General features: G+C 65.1%; 26 protein-coding genes. 24 read left to right on the top strand and 2 right to left on the bottom strand.

What is annotated here, in order from left to right; all coding sequences use genetic code 11:
• The first annotated feature begins 1 nt into the window (after position 1).
• The 22 genes from EL338_RS15910 to nuoN all read left to right on the top strand — a co-directional run bounded on the left by EL338_RS15910 (position 2) and on the right by nuoN (position 21,048).
• Positions 2-247, top strand: a complete 246-nt coding sequence (locus tag EL338_RS15910; protein ID WP_126334629.1) for a HypC/HybG/HupF family hydrogenase formation chaperone — start codon at positions 2-4, stop codon at positions 245-247.
• A complete protein-coding gene (locus EL338_RS15905) occupies positions 247-969 on the top strand; it encodes a HypC/HybG/HupF family hydrogenase formation chaperone (protein WP_126336905.1) in 723 nt (240 codons plus the stop codon). The genes EL338_RS15910 and EL338_RS15905 overlap by 1 nt, the downstream gene beginning before the upstream one ends.
• Positions 966-1,646 carry a D-sedoheptulose-7-phosphate isomerase gene (locus EL338_RS15900; RefSeq protein ID WP_126334628.1) on the top strand — a complete coding sequence of 227 codons (681 nt, stop codon included), beginning with the start codon at positions 966-968 and terminating at the stop codon, positions 1,644-1,646. The genes EL338_RS15905 and EL338_RS15900 overlap by 4 nt, the downstream gene beginning before the upstream one ends.
• Positions 1,643-2,755 (top strand): hydrogenase expression/formation protein HypE, encoded by a 1,113-nt coding sequence (hypE, locus tag EL338_RS15895; RefSeq protein WP_126334627.1) that lies wholly within the window; start codon positions 1,643-1,645, stop codon positions 2,753-2,755. Before EL338_RS15900 ends, hypE begins: the two co-directional genes overlap by 4 nt.
• 65 nt (positions 2,756-2,820) lie before the next feature.
• Positions 2,821-3,093, top strand: a complete 273-nt coding sequence (locus tag EL338_RS15890; RefSeq protein WP_126334626.1) for a HypC/HybG/HupF family hydrogenase formation chaperone — start codon at positions 2,821-2,823, stop codon at positions 3,091-3,093.
• A gap of 11 nt (positions 3,094-3,104) precedes the next feature.
• Positions 3,105-4,250 (top strand): hydrogenase formation protein HypD, encoded by a 1,146-nt coding sequence (gene hypD / locus EL338_RS15885; RefSeq protein ID WP_126334625.1) that lies wholly within the window; start codon positions 3,105-3,107, stop codon positions 4,248-4,250.
• Positions 4,247-5,002, top strand: coding sequence for a DUF6390 family protein (locus EL338_RS15880; RefSeq protein ID WP_126334624.1), 756 nt, complete (start codon positions 4,247-4,249; stop codon positions 5,000-5,002). The genes hypD and EL338_RS15880 overlap by 4 nt, the downstream gene beginning before the upstream one ends.
• Complete coding sequence (locus tag EL338_RS15875) at positions 4,999-5,844, top strand: hypothetical protein (protein ID WP_126334623.1); 846 nt, start codon at positions 4,999-5,001, stop codon at positions 5,842-5,844. The genes EL338_RS15880 and EL338_RS15875 overlap by 4 nt, the downstream gene beginning before the upstream one ends.
• 117 nt (positions 5,845-5,961) lie before the next feature.
• On the top strand, positions 5,962-6,321 hold the full coding sequence (locus EL338_RS15870) for an NADH-quinone oxidoreductase subunit A (RefSeq protein WP_126334622.1): 360 nt from the start codon (positions 5,962-5,964) through the stop codon (positions 6,319-6,321).
• Between the two features lie 4 nt (positions 6,322-6,325).
• Positions 6,326-6,880: a NuoB/complex I 20 kDa subunit family protein gene (locus tag EL338_RS15865; RefSeq protein WP_126336903.1), complete on the top strand. Its 555-nt coding sequence runs from the start codon at positions 6,326-6,328 to the stop codon at positions 6,878-6,880.
• A gap of 35 nt (positions 6,881-6,915) precedes the next feature.
• Positions 6,916-7,539: an NADH-quinone oxidoreductase subunit C gene (locus EL338_RS15860; protein WP_126336904.1), complete on the top strand. Its 624-nt coding sequence runs from the start codon at positions 6,916-6,918 to the stop codon at positions 7,537-7,539.
• Positions 7,539-8,858 (top strand): NADH dehydrogenase (quinone) subunit D, encoded by a 1,320-nt coding sequence (nuoD, locus tag EL338_RS15855; RefSeq protein WP_126334621.1) that lies wholly within the window; start codon positions 7,539-7,541, stop codon positions 8,856-8,858. Before EL338_RS15860 ends, nuoD begins: the two co-directional genes overlap by 1 nt.
• Positions 8,859-8,886: 28 nt before the next feature.
• Positions 8,887-9,537 carry an NADH-quinone oxidoreductase subunit NuoE gene (nuoE, locus tag EL338_RS15850; RefSeq protein ID WP_126334620.1) on the top strand — a complete coding sequence of 217 codons (651 nt, stop codon included), beginning with the start codon at positions 8,887-8,889 and terminating at the stop codon, positions 9,535-9,537.
• On the top strand, positions 9,518-10,840 hold the full coding sequence (nuoF, locus tag EL338_RS15845; protein WP_126334619.1) for an NADH-quinone oxidoreductase subunit NuoF: 1,323 nt from the start codon (positions 9,518-9,520) through the stop codon (positions 10,838-10,840). Before nuoE ends, nuoF begins: the two co-directional genes overlap by 20 nt.
• Positions 10,837-13,191 (top strand): NADH-quinone oxidoreductase subunit G, encoded by a 2,355-nt coding sequence (locus EL338_RS15840; protein ID WP_126334618.1) that lies wholly within the window; start codon positions 10,837-10,839, stop codon positions 13,189-13,191. The genes nuoF and EL338_RS15840 overlap by 4 nt, the downstream gene beginning before the upstream one ends.
• Positions 13,188-14,495 (top strand): NADH-quinone oxidoreductase subunit NuoH, encoded by a 1,308-nt coding sequence (nuoH, locus tag EL338_RS15835; RefSeq protein ID WP_126334617.1) that lies wholly within the window; start codon positions 13,188-13,190, stop codon positions 14,493-14,495. Before EL338_RS15840 ends, nuoH begins: the two co-directional genes overlap by 4 nt.
• Positions 14,488-15,012 carry an NADH-quinone oxidoreductase subunit NuoI gene (gene nuoI, locus EL338_RS15830; RefSeq protein ID WP_126334616.1) on the top strand — a complete coding sequence of 175 codons (525 nt, stop codon included), beginning with the start codon at positions 14,488-14,490 and terminating at the stop codon, positions 15,010-15,012. Before nuoH ends, nuoI begins: the two co-directional genes overlap by 8 nt.
• Positions 15,009-15,806 (top strand): NADH-quinone oxidoreductase subunit J, encoded by a 798-nt coding sequence (locus tag EL338_RS15825; RefSeq protein WP_126334615.1) that lies wholly within the window; start codon positions 15,009-15,011, stop codon positions 15,804-15,806. Before nuoI ends, EL338_RS15825 begins: the two co-directional genes overlap by 4 nt.
• Positions 15,803-16,102 (top strand): NADH-quinone oxidoreductase subunit NuoK, encoded by a 300-nt coding sequence (gene nuoK, locus EL338_RS15820; RefSeq protein ID WP_126334614.1) that lies wholly within the window; start codon positions 15,803-15,805, stop codon positions 16,100-16,102. The genes EL338_RS15825 and nuoK overlap by 4 nt, the downstream gene beginning before the upstream one ends.
• Before the next feature lie 22 nt (positions 16,103-16,124).
• A complete protein-coding gene (nuoL, locus tag EL338_RS15815) occupies positions 16,125-18,005 on the top strand; it encodes an NADH-quinone oxidoreductase subunit L (RefSeq protein ID WP_163792380.1) in 1,881 nt (626 codons plus the stop codon).
• On the top strand, positions 18,002-19,519 hold the full coding sequence (locus EL338_RS15810; protein ID WP_126334613.1) for an NADH-quinone oxidoreductase subunit M: 1,518 nt from the start codon (positions 18,002-18,004) through the stop codon (positions 19,517-19,519). Before nuoL ends, EL338_RS15810 begins: the two co-directional genes overlap by 4 nt.
• Positions 19,516-21,048: an NADH-quinone oxidoreductase subunit NuoN gene (nuoN, locus tag EL338_RS15805; RefSeq protein ID WP_126334612.1), complete on the top strand. Its 1,533-nt coding sequence runs from the start codon at positions 19,516-19,518 to the stop codon at positions 21,046-21,048. Before EL338_RS15810 ends, nuoN begins: the two co-directional genes overlap by 4 nt.
• A 15-nt stretch (positions 21,049-21,063) precedes the next feature.
• Here the strand turns inward: nuoN and EL338_RS15800 are convergent, their stop codons facing one another.
• Together EL338_RS15800 and EL338_RS15795 are read right to left on the bottom strand one after the other, a co-directional pair.
• Positions 21,064-21,948 carry a phosphoribulokinase gene (locus EL338_RS15800; RefSeq protein WP_126334611.1) on the bottom strand — a complete coding sequence of 295 codons (885 nt, stop codon included), beginning with the start codon at positions 21,946-21,948 and terminating at the stop codon, positions 21,064-21,066.
• A 26-nt stretch (positions 21,949-21,974) separates the two neighbouring features.
• The gene (locus EL338_RS15795) at positions 21,975-23,048 is read right to left on the bottom strand and encodes a class 1 fructose-bisphosphatase (protein WP_126334610.1); all 1,074 of its coding nucleotides are present in this window, start codon (positions 23,046-23,048) and stop codon (positions 21,975-21,977) included.
• 117 nt (positions 23,049-23,165) lie between these two features.
• Between EL338_RS15795 and EL338_RS15790 the strand changes: the two genes are divergently transcribed.
• Together EL338_RS15790 and usfY are read left to right on the top strand one after the other, a co-directional pair.
• Positions 23,166-23,600: an ANTAR domain-containing protein gene (locus tag EL338_RS15790; RefSeq protein WP_235666163.1), complete on the top strand. Its 435-nt coding sequence runs from the start codon at positions 23,166-23,168 to the stop codon at positions 23,598-23,600.
• Entirely contained in the window at positions 23,600-23,908 is a 309-nt protein-coding gene (gene usfY, locus EL338_RS15785) for a protein UsfY (protein ID WP_126334609.1), read from the top strand. Before EL338_RS15790 ends, usfY begins: the two co-directional genes overlap by 1 nt.
• Positions 23,909-23,976: the final 68 nt, after the last annotated feature.

Here is a 23,976-nt window from a genome sequence, read left to right as displayed (position 1 = left end):
AATGTGTTTGGGAATTCCCGGCCGGATCACCGAAATCTGGGACGAGGCCACCGGGGCACGGATGGCACGGGTGGCTTTTCCCGGGGAGGAGAAGCTGGCGTGTCTGGCCTACCTTCCCGATCTGCAGGTTGGTGACTACACCATCCTGCATGCCGGCTTTGCACTGACCAAGATCGATGAGGACACCGCGAGAGTCACCATCGCGACGATGACCGAATACGGCGTCTTCGGTGAGGAGGTGTCGTGATGGACACGGTGGTCGAGAATGCCGTGGATGCCGATCTGGCGGCAGATCTTGCCGCTGCCGCGTTGACTCTGGCCAGAAGGTTCTCCGCGGGTGGCACCATGTGGTGTGTATCGCCGGCCTGGCAGCCGCATGCGCAGCACATCGCCGTCGAGTTCGTGCATCCGGTGATCGTCGGTAAGCGGGCGCTGCCCGCCGTCGCACTGACCGGTCCAGATTTGATTGACGTGGTCCGGGTTTCGGTGCGTCCGGGTGACATCGTGATCGCGGTGGCCGACTCCGCCGACGCCGACGTGCGGTCGATCATGCGCCGCGCCTCGGCCTGGGGTGCCACCGGGATCTGGATTGGCAACGGGGTGCGCCCGGCTGCCGGCGCCGCCGATCACGTGCTGTGGCTCGACGATCCGGACCCGCGGATACCCGCGACCGGCGGCTTCGTACTGCTGTATCACGTGCTGTGGGAGCTGACCCACGTCTGCTTCGAGCACCCGGGTCTGCTCAATATCGACGACTGTGCCGGGGAAACCTGTGTGGTGTGCAGCGACGAGGGGCGGCTCGCCGAAGTGGTTGCCGCGTCCAGTGAGCATTCGGCCCGGGTCCGCACAGCCGAGGGCTCGGAGTCGATCGAGACCTCGTTGGTGGGGCCCGTCGACGCGGGGGATCTGCTGCTGGTGCATGCCGGTATGGCAATCAGCCGGGTCGAGGAAGAGGTGAGTTCGTCATGACCGCACAGGATTCCGGTGCCAAGACGCCCGAGGAAGCCACCAACTTCCTCTATCCGTTCATCGATTCCGAGGAACACGACCCGCAGGCCCTGCTGGTAGATCTTGCCCAATCGGCACAGGCCAAGGCCGCCGAAAGTACCGCCTTGCGGCGATCCACGCTGGCGGCGAGCGGCGAGCTCGTGGAATCGGCGGGCGCGGAGTTGGCGCGGCGCTTCGCGGCCGGGGGACGGCTGTTCACCTTCGGCAACGGCGGTAGCTCAACGGATTCCGCGACGCTGGCTGCGCTGTTCGCCAGGCCGCCGGTCGGGGATCCACTGCCGGCCTGGTGCCTGACCGCCGATCAGGCGATTCTGACGGCGCTGGGCAACGACGTCGGATTCGAGTTGGTGTTCGCCCGTCAGCTGATCGCCCGGGCCAAGGCGGGCGATATCGCCGTCGCCTTGTCGACCAGTGGCAGCTCGGCGGATCTGACGGTGGCGTTGCGGGAAGCCAAACGTCGGGGCATGTACACCATCGGGTTCGCCGGATACGACGGCGGCGCTTTTGCCACCAGCCCGGATGTGGACACCTGCTTCATCGTTAGATCGCAAAGTGTGCACCGTATCCAGGAGGCCCAGGCGCTGCTCGGCTATCAACTGTGGTCGTCGGTACACGAGAAGGGGGCGGTGGTCGCATGAACAGATCCGTGGGCGACTATTTGGACGCTGGACCCGGCTTTGCCGAAGGTGAGGTCATCGAACGTATCGAGGCGTTCCGGCGGCGCAGGCCCCGGCTACGCGACGATATTGTCACGTTGGCGCACGGCGCGGGTGGCAAGGCGTCGGCCGCCCTGGTGGACGCGGTGTTCGTGGAGGCGTTTCGCAACCCACAGCTGGAATCGCTGGGTGACGGTGCCGTCGTCGCACTGCCGAGTGGTGAGCGGTTGGCGCTGTCCACCGATTCATTTGTGGTGCAGCCCTTACGGTTTCCGGGTGGTTCCATCGGACACCTTGCGATCCATGGCACGGTCAATGACCTCGCGATGACAGGCGCCATCCCATCCTGGATCAGCGCCGCCTTCGTGCTCGAAGAGGGCTTCCCGATCGATGAACTCAAGGAGATCGTGGCGGATATGGCGGACGCGGCCGCCGGGGCCGGCGTCGCGATCGTCACGGGTGACACCAAAGTGGTGCCCAAGGGCGCCGCGGACGGACTGTTCATCACCACGGCCGGGGTTGGCGCCATTCCGGTCGGCCGCGAGCTCTCTGCGGCGTCGGTTCGCCCCGGCGACAAGGTGCTGCTGTCGGGATCGATCGGCGATCACGGTATGGCGGTGATGCTCGCGCGCGGTGACCTCGAACTCGAGGCCGACATCCACTCCGATACCGCCGCGGTCAGCGAGTTGGTCGAGGTGCTACTCGCGGCGGCGCCAGCGACCAGGTGGCTGCGCGACCCGACCCGTGGTGGCGTCGGCACGGTGTGTAACGAATTGGCCCGGTCGGCCAACGTCGGCATCGTGCTCGATGAGGAGCCCCTGGTGGTGCAACCGATGGTGGCCGGGGCATGCGAAATGTTGGGCATCGACCCGCTGTACGTGGCCAACGAGGGCAAGTTTCTCGCGGTGGTGGCGCCTGACGAGGCCGGGGCCGCGCTGGCTGCCCTGCATGCGCATCCGCTGGGCGCAGAGGCCGCCGAGGTCGGCGAGGTGACCGAACAGCCCGCGGCAACCGTGGTACTGCGTACCCCGTTTGGGGGTACCCGGATCGTCGACATGCTGGTAGGAGATCCATTACCCCGAATTTGTTGAGACAGCCCTGCGAGCACACCCCGGCGCAGCCCGCCGGTGTGTAAAGAGGAAGGGAGGCGACGCTCATGTGTCTCGGAATTCCAGGCCGAATCGTCGAGATCACCGATCCCGCGAACTTCATGGCGAAGGTCGACGTGAGCGGTGTGAAGCGCACCATCAGTGTGCGCCTGCTCGAGAAGGACATGCCCGAACCCGACGATTGGGTGTTGGTCCACGTCGGATTCGCGATGGCGAAGATCGATGAGCGCGAGGCCTTGCTCACGCTGGCCGCGGTCAAGAAACTCGGCGATGCCTATGACACCGAACTCGAAGCATTCGACTCGTCGTCGATCATCTGAAAGGAAACATCATGCGATTCATCGATGAATTTCGTGATCCGGCAGCGGCGCGCAAACTCCTGGGCGCCATCGAGGTGCTTGCGGACGGCGGCAACGACGGCGAACCCTTCAAGTTCATGGAAGTCTGTGGGGGGCATACCCACACCATTTACCGACATGGCATTGAGCATTTGTTGCCGTCGACCGTGGAGTTGGTGCACGGACCGGGTTGCCCGGTATGCGTCATCCCGATGGGCCGAATCGACGATGCGATGTGGCTGGCCGGTCAGCCCGACGTGATCTTCACCTGCTTCGGCGACATGATGCGGGTGCCCGGCTCCAACGGCAGCCTCCTCGATGCCAAGGCCCGCGGCGCGGATGTTCGATTCGTGTACTCCCCGCTGGACGCGCTGAAGATCGCGGTGGACAACCCCGACAAGCAAGTGGTGTTCTTTGCGATCGGGTTCGAGACCACGGTGCCCTCCACCGCCGTAACCCTGGTCAGGGCGCGCGAACTCGGCGTGACCAACTTCAGCGTGTTCTGCAACCACGTCACCATCGTCCCGCCGATCAAGGCGATCCTGGAGTCGCCCGATCTGCGGCTGTCGGGGTTCCTTGGCCCCGGGCATGTGTCGACCGTGGTCGGCAACCGGCCGTACCGGTTTGTTCCCGATGTCTACGGGAAACCGTTGGTGGTCGCCGGATTCGAGCCGCTGGACATCCTGGCGTCGGTGGCGATGCTGTTGCGGCAGATCCGCGAGGGCCGATGCGAGGTGGAGAACCAGTATTCCCGCATCGTGCACCCCGAAGGTAATCCCGCGGCACTGGCCCTGATGGGACGGGTGTTCGCATTGCGGCCGCACTTCGAGTGGCGTGGACTCGGCTTCATCTCGCAGAGCGCGCTCAAGGTCAACGACGACTTCGCCGATTACGACGCCGAACTGCGCTACGACATGCCCGGCGTCCGGGTCGCGGACCCGAAGGCATGTCAATGCGGTGAGGTGCTCAAGGGTGTGCTCAAGCCGTGGGAGTGCAAGGTATTCGGCACCGCCTGCACGCCCGAGACGCCAATCGGCACCTGCATGGTGTCCCCGGAGGGGGCGTGCGCGGCCTACTACAACTTTGGTCGTATGCATCGGGATGCCGCGCAACTGGTCGGGTCGGCCAGCCAGGGATGACATCGGTGGGCGACGTCGACATTCGGGGACCGGAGATGTTCGCCCGTTACGCCTATGCGCCCAACCAGCTTGGCTATTGCGGGCCGCCGGACCTCGACGCGTTGACCGGCGGCTCGGTCGAACGCATCCGGACCGCCGCCCGGCGGTTCTCCGGCGCATGGCCCTATCTTCGGGTGCTGTCGGCTCTGACCGGGATTTCCGATCCGCTGGACTACCGGCTGGTGGAGTCGTACTGGCTGGGCGGCGGTGTCGGCGCGGCACTCGATGCCGATGAGTTCTACGCGGCGCTGCTGGCCGTCATCGGTCCACAGGCCGGTCATTACTGGTCGCACCTCGACGACGAGTTGGCCGGCGAGGCCGCCGGAAATCACTGCTTCCACGTATTCGGGGTGTATCCGTGGACCCGATTCCTGGGCCGCGGCATGGACGAACACCCGTTGCACGTGCTCGATAGTTGTCGAATCACCCCCGCCACGGTGCTGGCCCGGCACGGTGATCACGCGGAGGTGCGTTGTCAGCGGCTGGAATGGGATGGCACGTCACTGCAATTGTCCGTGCCGACAACGCAAACCGTTGAGGTGCGCATCGAGGGGTACAGCGCGGTACCCGATGTGCAACCGGGAGAATCGGTGGCGGTGCACTGGGGCCGAGTGTGCGGCCGACTGGACGCAACCCACGTGCGCGATCTCGACGACAGTACGGACCGACAGCTCTCGGTCACCAACCGCCGGCTTGCGGTGGTCGCCGGATGAGACCCCGAATCGTCCAGGACGACGAGCAGATCGGGTTCTACTGGACCACCGTGACCGATGGGCCAACTTCGTTGCAGGCGTTGGTGGAGACCGATGACGAGCCCGACCGGTTGATCGCCACACACCTGGCGGCGCTCGACGATGCACTCATCATTGCCGCCGAACGCTTCGCTGAGATCCTGGGTGGGGGGCGGCGCCCGGCCGACGCCCAAGAGCGCGCTGCACTGCTGGATCTGCATCGCACCCTGGACCGGTTGTGTTTCGAATTCGCCGCCGCGCTGCAGCGTCGCGGGCAGATAGCAGATCTGCGGGCCGGCAAGATCATCGGGACCGCGGCCCTCTTCTCGATTCGGGCCCGCGGTCCGCTGGATCTGCTGGGGCCGGTGCCGTTCGACGGTGAACTCGACGAACCCTCGATCGGTGTGGTCGGCGGCTACGGACAGATGTGCCAAGTCGACCCCGATCGCCCCTGGATGGGTGGCCGGTGGATAGTCAGAACTGAATCAGGGCAACGGCTTCCACTCACTCTGTCGATGTTGATGTTCGACAGCTCCGGGGTGGAGAAGGAGTCCGCACGCAAAGAGCATCTGGATGCCCTCAACGCGGTGATCGACTCTGCCGGGATGCCCGACGCCGATCCGTTGGCGGTCAGCTGTGCGATCGACTGGCTGCTGTATGACTGGCTGATGGCGCACCGGGACGGGCCGGACAGTGCCGAGATTGTCTTTCCCAAAGGGCATGAAACCGACGCCGGCGTGGTGGTTGCCGCGGCGGCGGCGTCGGTTTCGGCCCGCGCAACATTTGATCCGGGCCTGGTCGGGCTTGGATCGGTGTACCGCTAGCCATACCCCGGACTTTCACCTGGCGAATCCCCCGTAGTGGGGTACAGGACAATTCGGCCAGTCGATAAACAGGGATCAACGCATTCGTATCCCGTCACCCCATCGATTGGAAGCGATATGGATTTGTACCTGCCCATCGCGGTTCTGGGTGTGATTGCGGCCGCGTTTGCTTTTGGCTCGGTCGGCATGGCGTTGGTTCTGGGTCCGCGTCGGTACAACCGGGCGAAGTTGCAGGCCTACGAGTGCGGCATTGAACCCGCGGTGCAGTCGGTGTCGGGCGGACGGTTTCCGATCAAGTTCTATCTGACGGCGATGTTGTTCATCGTGTTCGACATCGAGATTGTGTTTTTGTATCCATGGGCGGTGTCGTTCGGCCAGTTGGGTGTGTTTGCACTGGTGGAGATGGTGTTGTTCATGGGGGCGGTGTTCGCGGCGTATGCGTATGTGTGGCGTCGCGGCGGGCTGGCTTGGGATTAGTGCCATGGGTTTAGAGGAGCAGTTGCCCGGCGGCATCCTGCTGTCCACAGTGGAGAAGGTCGCCGGGTTTGTCCGCAAGGGTTCGTTGTGGCCGGCGACGTTCGGGTTGGCGTGTTGTGCGATCGAGATGATGGCGACGGCGGGTCCGCGGTTCGATATCGCCCGGTTTGGGATGGAGCGATTTTCGGCGACGCCGCGGCAGGCGGATCTGATGATCGTGGCCGGCCGGGTGAGCCAGAAGATGGCCCCAGTGTTGCGGCAGGTCTATGACCAGATGGTCGAGCCGAAGTGGGTGTTGGCGATGGGGGTATGTGCCTCCTCGGGCGGCATGTTCAACAACTACGCGATTGTGCAGGGTGTCGATCATGTGGTGCCGGTGGATATTTATCTGCCGGGTTGTCCGCCGCGACCGGAGATGTTGTTGAACGCGATTGTGATGTTGCACGCCAAGATCGCCGAGATGCCGTTGGGTGTGCACCGCGATGAGGTGGTGGCGGCGGCGGAGGAGGCTGCGTTGTCGGCGCCGACAACGCTGGAGTTTCGGGGGTTGCTGCGGTGATCGGTGGTCGTGAGGTCATCGGGGTGCGCCGGGGCATGTTCGGCACCGCGGGCAGCGGTGATACGTCCGGTTATGGGCGGCTGGTCTCCGAGATCAGCCTGCCCGGTGGTGGTCCGCGCCCGTATGGGGGGTATTTCGACGAGGTGATAGACCGGCTCGCGGCCGCGCTCGGAGAGGGTTTCGAGGCCGCTATCGAGCAGGTGGTGGTGTATGCCGGGCAGCTCACCGTCGATGTTGCCCGTGCGCACCTGCGGTCGGTGGCCACGGTGTTGCGTGATGACCCGGGGTTGCGGTTCGAGTTCTGCGCCGGGGCCTCGGGGGTGCACTATCCGGACGAGGCCGGGCGGGAGTTGCATGTGTTCTATCCGTTGATGTCGATCACCCATGACCGGCGGATCCAGGTGGAGGTGGCCTGCCCGGAGGCCGATCCGCGTGTGCCGTCGTTGTTTTCGGTCTACCCGACGGTGGACTGGCACGAACGGGAGACCTACGACTTCTTCGGGGTCATCTTCGAGGGCCATCCCGCGCTCACCCGCATCGAGATGCCCGACGATTGGGTCGGGCATCCGCAGCGCAAGGACTACCCGTTGGGCGGGGTGCCGGTGGAATATCACGGCGCGCAGATCCCGCCACCGGATGAGCGTAGGACGTATCACTGATGACCGATATCCGGGACGCAGCAGAGTTCACCATCACCCTGGGTGGGCAGGATTGGGACGACATCGTCGCGCTGGCCCAGCAATCCGCGCACGTCGATGCTCGTGATCGGATCGTGGTGAACATGGGTCCGCAGCATCCGTCGACGCATGGGGTGTTGCGGCTGATCTTGGAGATCGAGGGGGAAACGGTCACCGAGGCGCGCTGCGGTATCGGGTATTTGCACACCGGCATCGAGAAGAATCTGGAGTACCGCAACTGGATCCAGGGTGTCACGTTCGTGACCCGGATGGACTATCTGTCCCCGTTCTTCAACGAGACCGCGTACTGCCTGGCCGTCGAGAATCTGCTCGGGATCACCGACGACATCCCCGCCCGGGCGAGCGTGATCCGGGTGTTGTTGATGGAACTCAACCGGATCTCGTCGCATCTGGTCGCGTTGGCGACCGGGGGTATGGAGTTGGGGGCGATGAGCGCGATGTTCTTCGGGTTCCGTGAACGCGAAGAAATCCTGAAGGTTTTCGAGGCCATCACCGGTGTGCGGATGAACCACGCTTACATCCGGCCCGGTGGCCTGGCCGCCGACCTCCCCGAGGACGTCCCCGCCCAGATCGCCGCGCTGTGTGAGTTGTTGCCCGGCCGGCTGGCCGAACTGGAAGCGCTGCTGCGTGGTAACGCGATCTGGAAAGCCCGTACCGTCGATATCGGCTACCTCGATCTGACCGGATGCATGGCGCTCGGGATCACCGGCCCGGTGCTGCGCTCCACCGGACTGTCGCACGACCTGCGCAAGGCCCAACCGTACTGCGGGTATGAGACGTACGACTTCGACGTGATCACGGGCACCCACAGTGACTGCTACGACCGCTACGTCATCCGCGTCGAAGAGATGAACGAATCCTTGCGCATCGTGCGCCAATGCCTGGACCGTTTGGAGCCCGGGCCGGTGATGATCGAAGACCGCAAGCTGGCCTGGCCCGCCGACCTGGCGCTCGGCCCCGACGGTTTGGGGAACTCCCCGGCGCATATCGCCAAGATCATGGGCACCTCGATGGAAGGCCTGATCCATCACTTCAAATTGGTCACCGAGGGTATCCGGGTGCCGGCCGGGCAATGCTATGTCGCCGTCGAGTCGCCGCGCGGTGAACTCGGTGTGCACATGGTCTCCGATGGCGGCACCCGGCCGTACCGGGTGCATTACCGCGACCCGTCGTTCACCAATCTGCAAGCCGTGGCGGCGATGTGTGAAGGCGGCATGGTGGCTGACGTCATCTCCGCGGTCGCCTCGATCGACCCGGTAATGGGAGGAGTCGACCGATGATGAGCGCTCGCGCGAAGAACGGATGGCTATGACCAGTATCGATCTGACGTTGGGGCCGCGCCCCGACGAACTCGGACCACCGATCGGTGGCCCACTGACCTACCCACGCGAGATCGAAGACCGGCTCGCGATCGATGCCGCGACCATCATGGCCCGCTACCCGCAGCCGCGTTCGGCGCTGCTGCCGCTGCTGCATCTCGTACAAGCCGAAGACGGCTACCTCACGGCCGCGGGTATCGGGTTCTGCGCCCGCACACTCGAACTGACCGACGCCGAAGTGACCGCCGTGGCCACGTTCTACTCCATGTACCGCCGCGCCCCCACCGGCCGCTACCTCGTCGGGGTGTGCACCAACACGCTGTGCGCGATCATGGGCGGCGACGCGATTCTCGACACCCTCCAACACCACCTCGGCGTCACCTCCGGTGACACCACCGACGACGACCTGATCACCCTCGAACACCTCGAATGCAACGCCGCCTGCGATTACGCGCCGGTCATGATGGTCAACTGGGAATTCTTCGACAACCAAACCCCCAGCACTGCCGTTGATCTGGTGGACCGACTACGTGCCGGAGAACAAGTCACCGCCAGCCGCGGCGGAGTCATCTGCCCTTTCACCCACACCTCACGCACCCTCGCCGGCCTACCCCACCCCGATGAGTCTGGAGGGATCTGACGTGCCGTTGGTTTCCGTTCTGACACGGTCCTGGGGCAAACCGGAATCCTGGTCGCTCACCAATTATTTGCGCCATGAGGGTTATCAGGCGCTGGACAAGACGCTGACCATGACGCCTGGCGAGGTCATTGACCTGGTGAAGGAGTCCGGGCTACGGGGCCGCGGCGGCGCCGGGTTCGCCACCGGGACCAAGTGGTCGTTCATACCGCAGGATCGGTCCAAGCCGCACTATCTGGTGATCAATGCTGACGAGTCGGAACCCGGTACCTGCAAGGACATTCCACTGATGTATGCCACCCCGCATGCGTTGGTGGAGGGAGCGATTATTGCGGCCTATGCGATTGGTGCTCGGCATGCATTCATCTACCTGCGCGGTGAGGTGGTGCCCGTATTGCGCCGGCTGCGAGATGCCGTGAACGAAGCCTATGACGCGGGCTATCTGGGTACCGATATCTGTGGGTCGGGGTTCGACCTGGATCTGATTGTGCATGCGGGTGCGGGTGCCTATATCTGCGGTGAGGAGACCGCGCTGCTGGATTCGCTGGAGGGCCGCCGCGGCCAACCCCGGCTGCGGCCACCCTTCCCTGCGGAGGAGGGTCTGTATGCCTGCCCGACGGTGGTGAACAATGTCGAGTCCATCGCCTCGGTGCCGCCCATCGTGGTGAACGGGTCGGATTGGTTCCGTTCGATGGGCACGGAGAAGTCACCGGGTTTCACCCTGTACTCGTTGTCCGGGCATGTCAGCGCGCCGGGCCAGTACGAGGCCCCGCTGGGAATCACCTTGCGCGAGTTGCTGTCCTACGCCGGTGGCGTCCGGTCCGGGCATGAGCTCAAGTTCTGGACGCCCGGCGGCTCGTCCACGCCGATGCTGACTGCCGAGCATCTCGATGTGCCCTTGGATTACGAGGGCATGGTGTCGGTGGGCTCGATGCTGGGGACCAAGGCGTTGCAGATCTTCGACGAAACCACCTGCGTGGTCCGGGCGGTGCGCCGCTGGACACAGTTTTACGCGCACGAATCCTGCGGTAAATGCACACCGTGCCGGGAAGGCACCTACTGGCTGGCCCAGATCTACGAGGGGCTGGAGGAGGGGACCGCGTCCGGTGACGATCTACAGAAGTTATCGGATATTTCCGATGCGCTTCTCGGTAAGTCATTCTGTGCGCTCGGTGATGGCGCGGCCAGCCCGATTATCAGCTCGCTGAAGTATTTCCGCGCCGAGTACGAGGCTCACCTGGGCCGCGGGTGTCCGTTCGACCCGTACGCGGCCATGCTGGCCGCACCGGAGGGGGTGGGCGCATGACACTGGCCGAACACAACCAACAGGCGCCTCCGGTCGAGTTGGTCACGCTGACCATCGACGATCAACAGATCTCGGTCCCCAAGGGCACGTTGGTGATTCGGGCGGCGGAGCTGATCGGGGTGCAGATTCCCCGGTTCTGTGACCACCCACTGCTCGATCCCGTCGGGGCGTGCCGGCAATGTCTGGTCGAGGTCGAGGGCCAGCGCAAGCCGATGGCGTCGTGCACCATTGCGGTCGCCCCGGACATGGTGGTGCGCACCCAGCACACCAGCGAGGCCGCCGACAAGGCGCAGCACGGTGTGATGGAACTGCTGCTGATCAATCACCCGCTGGACTGCCCGGTCTGCGACAAGGGCGGCGAATGCCCACTACAGAACCAGGCAATGTCCAACGGGCGCCCGGAATCGCGCTTCGACAAGGTGAAGAGAACGTATCCAAAGCCAATTCCGTTGTCTGCCGAGGTGTTGTTGGATCGGGAGCGCTGTGTGCTGTGCGCGCGCTGCACCCGGTTCGCCAACCAGATCGCGGGTGACCCGTTCATCGAACTGCTGGAACGCGGTGCGCTGCAGCAGGTCGGCATTGCCTCGGGGGAGTCCTTCGATTCATATTTTTCCGGCAACACCGTCCAGATCTGCCCGGTGGGTGCGCTGACCGGCACGGCGTACCGGTTTCGGGCCCGGCCGTTCGACCTGGTGTCCTCGCCGAGTGTGTGCGAGCACTGCGCCTCCGGTTGCGCGCAGCGCACCGACCACCGACGCGGCAAGGTGCTGCGCCGGTTGTCCGGTGATGACCCGGAGGTCAATGAGGAATGGAACTGCGATAAGGGCCGCTGGGCGTTCACCTATCCCACCCAGGGCGATCGGATCCGCACCCCGCTGCTGCGCGATACCGACCGCGGGTTGCGGCCGGCGTCGTGGTCGGAGGCGATCGGGGTAGCCGCGATGGGCCTGTCTGCCGCGGCCGGCCGGGCCGGTGTTCTGGTGGGTGGTCGGGTCACGGTCGAAGATGCCATGGCGTATAGCAAGTTCGCACGAATGGTGCTGAACACCAACGATATTGATATGCGGGCGCGAGCACATTCGGCCGAGGAAGCCGAGTTCCTGGCGGCCCGGGTCGCCGGCCGTGTCGTGGCGGTCAGCTACGCCGACCTCGAATCCGCGCCGGCGGTACTGCTGGTCGGCTTCGAGCCCGAGGAGGAATCCCCGATCGTGTTCCTGCGGCTGCGCAAGGCCGTGCGCCGCACCGGCCTGCAGGTGATCGGTATCGCCCCGTATGCCTCTCGTGGGCTGTCCAAACTCGAGGGCCGGTTGGTGATGACGGCGCCCGGCAGTGAAGCGGCCGCACTCGACGCCGTGGCCGGCGACGTGCCCGAAGGCTCGGTGATTCTGGTCGGTGAACGCCTGGCCGGTAGTCCCGGCGCATTGTCGGCCGCGGCGCGGTTGGCCGATGCGACGGGGGCGCGGCTGGCCTGGATCCCGCGGCGAGCGGGTGAGCGCGGCGCCCTGGACGCCGGCTGCCTACCCAACCTGCTGCCCGGAGGCCGACACGTTGACCATCCGCGGGCCCGCGAGCAAGTTATGAATGCCTGGAATGTTGCGGAGTTGCCCGCCCTGCCCGGGCGCGACACCGACGCGATCCTCGCCGCCGCCCGCAGCGGAGACCTGGAGGCATTGGTGGTGGGTGGTGTGGAACTTGATGATCTGCCCGACCCCGTGGCGGCACGGGCGGCCGTCGAGGCCGCACCGTTCGTGGTGAGTTTGGAACTGCGGGAAAGCGCGGTCACCGCGCTGGCCGATGTGGTGTTCCCGGTGGCGCCGGTGGCGGAAAAGGCCGGCTCCTACCTGAACTGGGAAGGACGACTGCGGCCGTTCGATCGGGCCATTGCCACCACTTCCGATTCCGATGCGCGGGTGTTGAACGAGCTTACCCGGGCCATCTCCGGTCGATCATTGGATCCGGCCTCGCCGGCGCTTGGCCCCTGGAACGGCGCCCCGATACCGGCGCCCAGCACCGAACCCGCGCCGCCGAACCCGGCTGCCGGCGAGGCGGTGCTGGCGTGCTGGCAGATGTTGTTGGATGCGGGTCGGTTACAGGACGGCGAGCCGCATCTGGCCGGTACGGCACGCCCGCCGGTGGCGCGGCTGTCGGCGGCCACCGCAGCCGAGATCGGTGCCCACGACACGCTCACGGTACGCACGACCCGGGGGTCGATCACGCTGCCGCTGCTGATCACCGAGATGCCCGACCGGGTGGTGTGGCTACCGACGAACTCACCCGGCAGCCACGTACACACCCAACTGGGCGCGAGTTCCGGAGACATCGTCGATATCGCAGCGGGGAGCCCGTCATGAGCTATTCCGGTTTGGAAGCGTTCGGCCACGACCCGCTGTGGCTCATCATCGTCAAGGCCGTCGCGGTCTTCGCCTTCCTGTTGTTGACCGTCCTGGTGGCGATCCTGGTGGAACGCAAGATCCTGGGCCGCATGCAGATGCGATTCGGCCCCAACCGGGTCGGCCCATTCGGGCTGCTGCAATCGCTGGCCGACGGCGTCAAACTCGCCCTCAAGGAAGGCCTGACGCCGGCCGGGGCCGACAAGCCGATCTACCTGATGGCCCCGGTGATCGCGGTCATCCCGGCCATCCTGGCGTTCGCCGTGATCCCGCTGGGTCCGGTGGTGTCGATCTTCGGCCACCACACCCCACTGCAGCTGACCGACCTGCCCGTCGCGGTGCTCTACGTGCTGGCCGTCACCTCCATCGGCGTGTACGGCATCGTGCTGGCCGGGTGGTCCTCCGGATCGACCTACCCGCTGCTGGGCGGGCTGCGCTCGAGCGCACAGGTGGTGTCCTACGAAATCGCGATGGCCCTGTCGTTCGTGGCGGTGTTCCTGTACGCGGGCACCATGGCCACCTCCGGGATCGTTGCCGCCCAACAGCACACCTGGTTCATCTTTCTGCTGCTGCCGTCGTTCGCGGTCTACCTGGTGGCCATGGTCGGCGAAACCAACCGCGCCCCCTTCGACCTGCCCGAAGCCGAAGGCGAACTGGTCGGCGGCTTCCACACCGAATACTCGTCGCTGAAATTCGCGATGTTCATGCTCGCCGAATACATCAACATGACCACCGTGTCCGCCCTGGCCACCACCATGTTCCTCGGCGGCTGGCACGCGCCACTGCCGATCAGCCTGTTCTTCGAGGGCGCCAACACCGGCTGGTGGCCCCTGATCTGGTTCACCGGCAAAGTCTGGGCCTTCCTGTTCTTCTACATGTGGCTACGCGCCACCCTGCCGCGGCTCCGCTACGACCAGTTCATGGCCCTGGGCTGGAAAGTCCTCATTCCCACCTCACTGGCCTGGATCATCACCGTCGCCGTCATGCGGGAGCTGGGTCAAGATGATGTGCTTCCTGCGCTCGGGGTCGGAGTGCTCTTCTTGCTGCTGGTCGCCGGGGTATACCGCCGTGCGCGTGCACGCGGCACGCATCGGCTGGGCACCGGTTCCGAACCGGTCATCCAGCTTGCGGGTGGTTATCCGGTACCGCCGCTGACGGGACCTGGTGAACAGCCCGGTGTCAGAACCTATTTCGCTCCACCTTCCCGGAATGGGAAATCGATTCACAGCAACGTATTGAGCCAACGGGGGAGCAGCGATGACTAGATTCGGAGACGCGCTGGCCGGTTTCGGTGTGACCTTCTCGACGATGTTCAAGAAGCCAATCACCGAGCAGTATCCGGAGGGTAAGCAGCCCACCCAGGCCCGCTATCACGGCCGCCACCAGTTGAACCGGTACGACGACGGTTTGGAGAAGTGCATCGGCTGCGAACTGTGCGCGTGGGCCTGCCCCGCCGATGCCATCTATGTCGAGGGCGCCGATAACACCGACGCGGAGCGGTTTTCACCGGGTGAACGTTACGGCCGGGTCTACCAGATCAACTACCTGCGCTGCATCGGCTGCGGACTGTGCATCGAGGCGTGCCCCACCCGGGCACTGACCATGACCAACGACTACGAGATGGCCGACGACAACCGGTCGGACCTGATCTACGGCAAGGACAAACTCCTGGCACCACTGCAACCCGGCATGCAGCCCCCACCGCACGCCATGGCCGACGGTGCCACCGACGACGACTACTACCTGGGACACATTTCCTCGGAAGGAGGAGCCCACCGATGAGCACCGAATCGATTGTCTTCTGGGCGATTGCACCGCTGATCGTGGTATTTGCCCTCGGTGTGGTGGCCGCGCCGAAGGCGGTGTACTCGGCACTTTGCTTGGCCGGCACCATGGTCGGCCTGGCGATTGTCTATGCGAGTCAGGATGCGCTGTTCCTGAGTGTGGTGCAGGTAGTGGTGTACACCGGCGCGGTGATGATGCTGTTCCTGTTCGTGCTGATGCTAGTCGGTGTGGATTCCTCGCAGTCGCTCACCGAAACCATTCGGGGGCAACGGGTTGCCGCGATCGTGGCCGGAGTGGGGTTCGGGCTGCTGCTGATCGCCGCCATCGGTTCGGCGTCGATCTCCGGGTTCACGATCGGCGGAGTCGATGCTGTGTCCGGTGGTCGCTCGGCAAGCCTCGCTCCCGAAGGTAACGTGCAAGGGCTGGCCGCGCTGATTTTCACCAAGTACCTGTGGGTCTTCGAACTGACCAGCGCCTTGTTGATCACCGCCGCGCTGGGCGCCATGGTGCTGGCGTACCGGGAACGCTTCGAACACCGCAAGAGTCAGCGCGAACTCGCCCAGGAACGGTTCGCGAACATCGGTGCCGCATCGTCCTACCCGTCGACGTTGCCGTGCTCGGGCGTGTACGCCCGACAGAACTCGGTCGACACACCCGCACTGCTGCCGGACGGCAGTATCTGCGAGCTGTCGGTAAGTCGCACGCTCGAGCGGCGAGGACTTGTCCTGACGCTTCTAGTTGCCGGTGACGGTGACGCATCGCCGTCCAAGCGGGCGGGAGGTGCCCGGTGAATCCGGACCAGTATCTGTATCTGTCGGCGTTGTTGTTCACCATCGGCGCTGCGGGAGTGTTGTTGCGCCGCAACGCGATCATTATGTTCATGTGTGTGGAGTTGATGTTGAACGCCTGCAATCTCGCCTTCGTCAGCTTTTCCCGCATGCACGGCCAACTCGACGGTCAGGTGGTGGCATTTTTCACCATGGTGGTCGCCGCCTGTGAGGTGGTGGTGGGCCTGGCGATCATCATGGCCATCTACCGCACCAGGAAGTCCGCCAACGTCGACGACGCCCACCTGCTGAGGCATTGATCAGGTGGCTACGGGAGTGACCATGTTGTGGCCGTTGATCGCGCTGCCCCTGGCCGGGGCCGCGGTGTTGCTGCTCGGTGGCCGACGCACCAACGGCTGGGGTCACCTGTTGGGGTGTGCCACCGTGGTGGCGTCGTTCGGCTGGGCGGCGGTGCTTTTCGCGGATCTGCTGGGGCGCGAGGCCGCGGGCCGGGTGATCGGTGAGCGCCTGTTCGCCTGGGTCCCGGTGGCCGGCCTGCGGGTGGACTTCGGGCTGCAACTCGATGCCCTGAGCGTGTGTTTCGTGTTGCTGATCACCGGGGTCGGCGCGCTCATCCACATCTATTCGATCGGCTACATGAAACAGGACGCCGGTCGCAGGCGTTTCTTTGCCTACCTGAACCTGTTCGTCGCCGCGATGCTGCTGCTGGTGCTGGCCGACAACTATCTCGGGCTCTACGTCGGCTGGGAGGGCGTGGGCCTGGCGTCGTATCTGCTGATCGGGTTCTGGTCGCACAAGCCGAGCGCGGCGACGGCGGCGAAGAAGGCGTTCGTCGTCAACCGGGTCGGCGACATCGGCCTGGCGATCGCCATGATGGTGATGTTCGCCCAGTTCGGAACCCTGTCGTACGCCGGGGTTTTCGCCGGCACCACCGGCGCGTCGACCGGGGCGCTGACCGCGATCGGCCTGCTGCTGCTGCTCGCGGCGTGCGGCAAGAGCGCCCAGGTGCCGCTGCAGTCCTGGCTCGGCGACGCGATGGAGGGCCCGACGCCGGTTTCGGCGCTCATCCACGCGGCCACCATGGTGACTGCCGGGGTGTACCTGATCGTGCGCTCGGGCCCGGTGTTCAACCTGGCGCCGGACGCGCAGACCGCGGTGGTGACGGTCGGCGCGGTCACGCTGCTGTTCGGCGCCGTCATCGGGTGCGCCAAGGACGACATCAAGAAGGCGCTGGCGGCCTCGACGATGAGCCAGATCGGGTACATGGTGCTGGCCGCCGGTCTGGGACCGGTGGGCTACGCGATCGCGATCATGCACCTGCTGACCCACGGCTTCTTCAAGGCGGGGCTGTTCCTCGGGGCCGGATCGGTGATGCACGGCATGAACGACGAGACCGACATCCGTCGCTACGGCGGACTGCGCGCCCTGATGCCGATCACCTTCGTCACCTTCGGGCTGGGGTACCTCGCGATCATCGGTGTGCCGCCGTTCGCGGGTTTCTTCTCCAAGGACGCCATCATCGAAACCGCGTTCGCGGCAGGCGGTTTACGCGGCTGGCTGCTCGGTGGCGCGGCGCTGCTGGGCGCCGGCATCACCGCGTTCTACATGACCCGGGTGATGATCCTGACGTTCTTCGGACCGCGGCGCTGGTCGCCGGAGGCCCACCCGCACGAATCCCCGCCGAGCATGACCCTGCCGATGATGGTGCTGGCCGTCGGTTCGGTCGGCGCCGGCGCGCTGCTGGCCCTCGGCGGCCGGCTGGTCGATTGGCTCGAACCCGTCGTCAACCCCGACGGCGCGCACGCCCACCACGCGGTGCCGGTGTGGGTGATGTCGGCGATCACGCTGTCGGTGGTGCTCATCGGCGTCGCCGTCGCCTACCGGGCCTACTCCACCCGGGCGGTGTCACCCGTCTCCTCCGAATGGGTCACCGGCACAACTGAAGCTGCCCGAAGTGATCTCTATGGCGATGCGTTCAACGAAGCCGTCTTCATGCGACCGGGTGCGCGGCTATCCGAGACCTTGGTCGGGGTGGAACGGCGCGGGATCGACGGTGCGGTCGAGGGCCTCGCTCGAGGGATCAGCGCGATATCGTCCACGATCCGCCGGAGCCAGACGGGCTTCGCCCGGTCCTACGCATTGTCGATGCTGGGCGGCGCCGTGCTGCTACTCGGGATCCTCGCGACGATGGGTCTGTCATGAATCAGCTACCCGTGTTGAGCGTGCTGTGGTTGGCACCCCTGGTCGGGGCGTTGGTGGTGGTAGCCCTCCCGTCGAAGAGGCCCGACTGGATCAAGGGCACCGCCGTGCTGACGGCACTTCTGGTGCTGGGGCTCGCAGTCGCGGTTGCGGTTCGGTTCGATCGCGCAGGCGGGCAGTACCAATTGGTCGAGGAGTTGCCGTGGATTCCGTTCTTCGGGGCCGGTTACACACTGGGCGTGGACGGCATCGCGATGGTACTCGTTGTGCTGACCGCAGTGCTGACGCCGCTTCTCCTGCTGGCGGGGTGGCACGACACCCGTCGCCCCAAAACCTACTTCGCACTGCTGCTGGTGGTCGAATCGATGGTGTTGCTGAGTTTCATCGCGTTGGATGTGCTGCTGTTCTACGTGATATTCGAGGCGATGCTGATCCCGATGTACTTCCTCATCGGTCGCTACGGGGGACCGGATGCGGGACGGGCGGCACTGAAGTTCTTGTTGTACAGCCTGTTTGGCGGAGTGGTCATGTTGGTCGCCGTGATCGGAGTGTACGTAACAGCCGGGACCTTCGATTTCCGCACCATTGTCGGCGCGGTATCGTCCGGCCAGTTGAACCTCAACCCCGCCGTCATGCACGCGATGTTCCTGGGCTTTCTGTTCGCCTTCGCGGTCAAGGCCCCGCTGTGGCCCTTCCACACCTGGCTGCCCGGTGTAGCCACCGAGGCCACCCCGGTTACCGCTGTGCTGATGATGGCGGTCGTCGACAAGGTCGGCACCTTCGGCATGCTGCGCTACTGCCTGCAACTGTTCCCCGACTCGGCCGTCCTGCTGAGTCCGGCGGTGATCACGCTGGCGGTGATCGGAATCGTGTACGGGGCGATACTGGCCGTCGGGCAGACCGACGTCATGCGACTCATTGCCTATGCCTCCATCTCGCACTTCGGCTTCATCATCCTGGGCATCTTCGTGATGACCAGCCAGGGCCAATCCGGCGCGACACTGTACATGGTCAACCACGGCATATCGACCGCAGCACTGTTCCTGATCGCCGGATTCCTGGTATCGCGCAGGGGTTCTCGGCTCATCGCCGACTACGGCGGCGTACAACAGGTCGCCCCGCTACTGGCCGGTACCTTCCTGGTCGCGGGCCTCAGCGCCCTCGCGCTACCGGGCCTCGCTCCGTTCATCAGCGAAATCCTGGTGCTCATCGGCAGCTTTACCCGGTACCCGGTAGCCGCCGTCATCGCCTCGGCGGCACTGGTGCTGTCCGCGATCTACATCCTATGGCTGTACCAGCGGATGATGACCGGACCGGTCACCGACGGCAACCACCGGCTACGCGATCTATTGCCCAGGGAACTCGCGGTGGTGGCACCGCTGATCGCCCTGCTGTTGGTGCTCGGGGTGCATCCCAAACCCGCGCTCGACGTGATCAACCCGGCGGTTGCACACACCCTGACCACCATCGGGGTCAGCGACCCCGCGCCCGCCACAGCGAGAGGACCCGCGCCATGACCACACTCGCCGCACTTACCACGCCTTCGGTCGAATACCGGGCTGTGCTACCGCTTTTGGTGGTGTTCGGTGCAGCCGTCGCGGGCGTGCTGATAGAAGGGTTCGTACCGCGTGCTCGGCGGGTCCGTGCTCAGCTGGCACTGGCGTACACGGCACTGCTCGCAGCATTGCTGGCCGTCGTCACGCTGGCGGGCACCAGCCAGCTTGCCGTCATGGGTGCCGTCGCGATCGACGGGCCCACGCTCTTCCTGCAGGCCGCCATCTTGATCATGGCGCTGTTCACCATGGTGGTGCTGGGCAGTCGGAGTTCGATGACGATCACCGCCCAGGCTTCCTCGGTGCCCGGCGGTGCCGAGGAACGAACGGCGATCCGGGTCGGCGCGATCCAGACCGAGGTGTTCCCACTGCTGATGTTCGCTGTCGGCGGCATGTTGCTGATGCCCGCGGCAGCCGACCTGCTGACCATGTTCATCGCCCTGGAGGTACTGTCCCTCCCGCTGTATGTGTTGTGCGGCCTCGCCCGTCACCGCCGGGTGCTGTCGCAGGAGGCGGCGTTGAAATATTTTCTGTTGGGCGCCTTTTCGTCGGCGCTGTTCCTCTACGGGGTGGCGCTGCTGTACGGGTACAGCGGCACCCTGACACTCCGTGGGATCGCGACAGCCATCGCGGACAACGGTGAAGGCACGCTGGCGGTGATCGGGATGGGGCTGGTGTCGGTCGGCCTGCTGTTCAAGGTAGGTGCCGTGCCGTTCCACTCCTGGGTCCCCGACGTCTACCAGGGCGCGCCCACGCCCATCACCGGGTTCATGGCCGCGGCCACCAAGGTGGCGGCCTTCGGTGCCATGCTGCGGTTGTTCTACGTGGCGTTACCCGATCTGCTTGCCGAATGGCGGGCCGCATTGTCGGTGATCGTGGTGCTGACCATGGTGGGTGGCGCGTTGATGGCGATCGGACAGAATGATGTCAAGCGATTGCTGGGCTATTCGGCGGTGGCGCAGGCCGGGTTCTTGTTGATGGGCATTGTGGCGGCCAACGACAGGGGGGTGGCAGCCGTCATGTTCTACCTGTTGGTCTACGGGATCGCCGCGATAGCCGCAGTCGCGCTCGTCGAACTGGTCCGCAATCTCGACGGAGTCGAGGACAACGACATCCGGAGATGGAGTGGGCTGGCACGCCGATCCCCCGCGCTGGCGTGGGCATTCACGGTGTGCCTGCTGGCCTTCACCGGGATTCCGCTGACGAGTGGATTCATCAGCAAGGTGGCGGTGTTCAGTGCGGCGGCGGAAAGTGGCGCAATGGCACTGGTCGTGGTTGGAGTGCTGGCGAGTGCTATCGCGGCATTCGTCTACCTGCGGGTGATCCGGGTGATGTTCTTCGCTGAACCGCCGGCCGACGCGCGGGTGTTCATCGTGGGCAGCCCGCCGGTGTCGATCGCGGTCGGGGCGGCGGTGGCGCTGACCGTGCTGATGGGTGTACTGCCGCAGCCGCTGCTGGGCCTGGTGGGCTCAGCCGGTGCTTTCGCCGGCTGAGCCCCGGCCTCGAATCTATCCCTCGGCCAGCGCAGCTTTACGCCGCTCGAGCAGCCTGAGGACCATCGGCGTGAAGATCAGCTGCATGGCCAGATCCATCTTGCCGCCCGGGCACACAATGGTATTGGGCCGAGACATGAACGAGCCGTGCAGCATCGACAGCAGATAGGGAAAGTCGATGCCGTGCGGATCGCGGAATCGGATGATCAGCATCGACTCGTCCGCGGTGGGGATCGCCCTGGCGATGAACGGGTTTGAGGTGTCCACTACCGGAACCCGCTGAAAGTTGACGTCGGTATGCGAGAACTGGGTGCACATGTAGTTCACGTAATCGGGCATCCTGCGCAATATCGTATCGGCGACCGCCTCGGAGGTGTATCCGCGGGAAGCCCTGTCGCGGTGCAGTTTCTGAATCCACTCCAGGTTGATCACCGGAACCACCCCGATACGCAGATCGGCGTAGCGGGCCACGTCGACCTCGTCGGTGACGATCGCGCCGTGCAAACCCTCGTAGAACAGCATGTCGGAGCCGTCCGGGATGGCCTCCCACGGGGTGAACGTTCCGGGCGGCTGGTCGTAGGCTGCGGCCTCGTCCTCGTCGTGCAGATACTTGCGCACCTTCCCGCTGCCGGTGTCACCGTAGGACTGGAACAGTCCCTGCAGTTCCTCGAAGAGGTTACCGTCGGGGCCGAAATGACTGAACGCGTTGTTACCTTGCTCGGCCGCTTGGGCAATCGCGGCCTTCATCCCGGCGCGATCGTAGCGGTGGAAGCTGTCACCCTCGACGTACACCACGTTGATCTCTTCGCGCCGGAAGATCTGTTCGAAGGTTCGCATCACCGAGGTGGTTCCGGCTCCCGAGGATCCGGTGATGGAGATGATGGGGTGCAGACGTGACATGGTTTACCTCGACTCGGATCCAAAAGTCATTGCAGGGCAGCGCGGAACAGTCCTCGCTCGCCGTACAGCGGCGACGAGGGTGGAAGGTCGTTCTTCTCTCTGTGGTACTCCTCGATCTTGAGCACTTCTTCGGCGGCACCGAAGACCAGCGGCACCCGCTGGTGGATCTGCGTGGGTACAACGTCGAGCAGTCGGGAACGCCCGGTGCTGGCGATGCCGCCGGCCTGCTCGATGAGCAACGAGACGGGGTTCGCCTCGTAGAGCAGTCGCAGGCGGCCGGGCTTGCTGGGGTCCTTGGAGTCCCGCGGATACAGGAAGACCCCGCCGCGGGTCATGATCCGGTGTGTTTCGGCCACCAGCGAAGCAACCCAACGCATGTTGAAATCCTTGTGCCGCGGACCGGTACGCCCAGCCAGACATTCGTCGATGTAGCGGTGGACCGCGGGCTCCCAGAACCGTCGATTTGAGGTGTTGATCGCGAATTCGGTGGTGGTGCGCGGGATCTGGATGGACGGACTGGTGAGCACGAACTCACCCATGCCGCGGTCCAACGTGAAGGCATGCACACCGGTGCCCACTGTCAGCACCAGCACGGTTGCCGGACCGTAGATCGCGTAACCGGCGCAGACCTGCTCGCAACCCGGTTGGAGGAACTCCTCGACGGTGGGATCCTCGCCGGGTGATGGTGCGCGCAGGATCGAGAAGATGCTTCCGACAGAGACGTTGACATCGATGTTGGAGGAGCCGTCCAGCGGGTCGAAGACCAACAGGTACTTCCCGCGCGGATACTGCGTCGGCAGCAGGTAGGGCTCATCGAGCTCCTCGGACACCATGCCGGCGACCTGGCCGGTCCACTCGGTGGCCCGCAGGAAGTAGTCGTTGGCCAGTACGTCGAGCTTGTGCTGCACTTCACCTTGCACGTTGACCGCGTTCGCGCTGCCCAGTACGCCGCCGACGGCGCCCTGGCCGAGCCGGTAGGCGATGGCCTTGCACGCCAACGCGACATCGAGAATCAACCCGTTGAGGTCACCGCTGGCGCCGGGATGTCGGCGACGTTCCTCGATGAGAAACTGCACCAGGGTCGTGTGATTAGCGAGCATGGTTTCCAGCCTGGGGCACCGCATCCGATGGACCATCACCCCGGCGGGTGGCTCGGCAGGGGATAGTGCCCGCAATGGCTGGTGCGGTGCGAGCGGACCGGCCTAGCATCCTCGGGCATGCGAGTCCTCATCTACAGCAGCGATGCTGCGACCCGCCGCGAGATCCGGCAGGGGCTGCGTGCCGACACCGATTGTCTCGAAGTCGGCACGCAGGCCGTGCTGCTGGCGCACATCGAAGCCGCGGTGTGCGAGGTGGCGATCCTGGACGGGGAGTCCACCCCAGCGGGCGGGATCGGTCTCGCGAAACAGCTGCGGGACGAGTTCTCGACGCTGCCGTGGCTCATTGTGCTCACCGGCAGGCCCGGTGACGGTTGGCTGGCCCGCTGGTCGGGCGCCGACGCGGTGCTCTCGCGGCCGATTGATCCGTTCGCGCTGGCCGCGGCGGTGTCCGCGGCCCGCGATTCGCCTCCTCCCATCCCCCTGATGGGGGATGGGAATCGGAGCGGATCGAGCCATTGTGACAGGCACGTACTGACCCTCGAGGAGGCATGATGGGCGACACACATCACGATCCGACCGATCACTTCCGCACGACGAATCAGCATGCGGGCGAGCACATGATCGACGTGTACTTCTGGCCGGGGTTGTTCCTGCTGGTTATGGGGGCGGCCGCGGTGATCGGAGCGGTCGCGTCAGCGGCCTATGGCCATTCGACTGGATTCGCCCTGATGGCCCCGACCGCGGTCGGGGCGACGATCGTTGGCGCGCTGTGGATCGGTTACGAACGGCGCCGGGTTCGCCGCATCGAAGCGCGGTGGCTGTCGGCGCACCCCGGCCATCCGCGCGTCGGTATCCATTGACGGTTGAGCGCCGCTCAGGCTTTGGTCGATGGTGGGCGAAGTGCTTGCCATCGGTGCGGTCGGGCCGG

It is taken from the genome of Mycolicibacterium chitae, from assembly GCF_900637205.1.
Classification (GTDB): domain Bacteria; phylum Actinomycetota; class Actinomycetes; order Mycobacteriales; family Mycobacteriaceae; genus Mycobacterium; species Mycobacterium chitae.
Note: the sequence above shows the minus strand (reverse complement) of the source record. Positions and strands in the feature narration are given on the sequence as shown.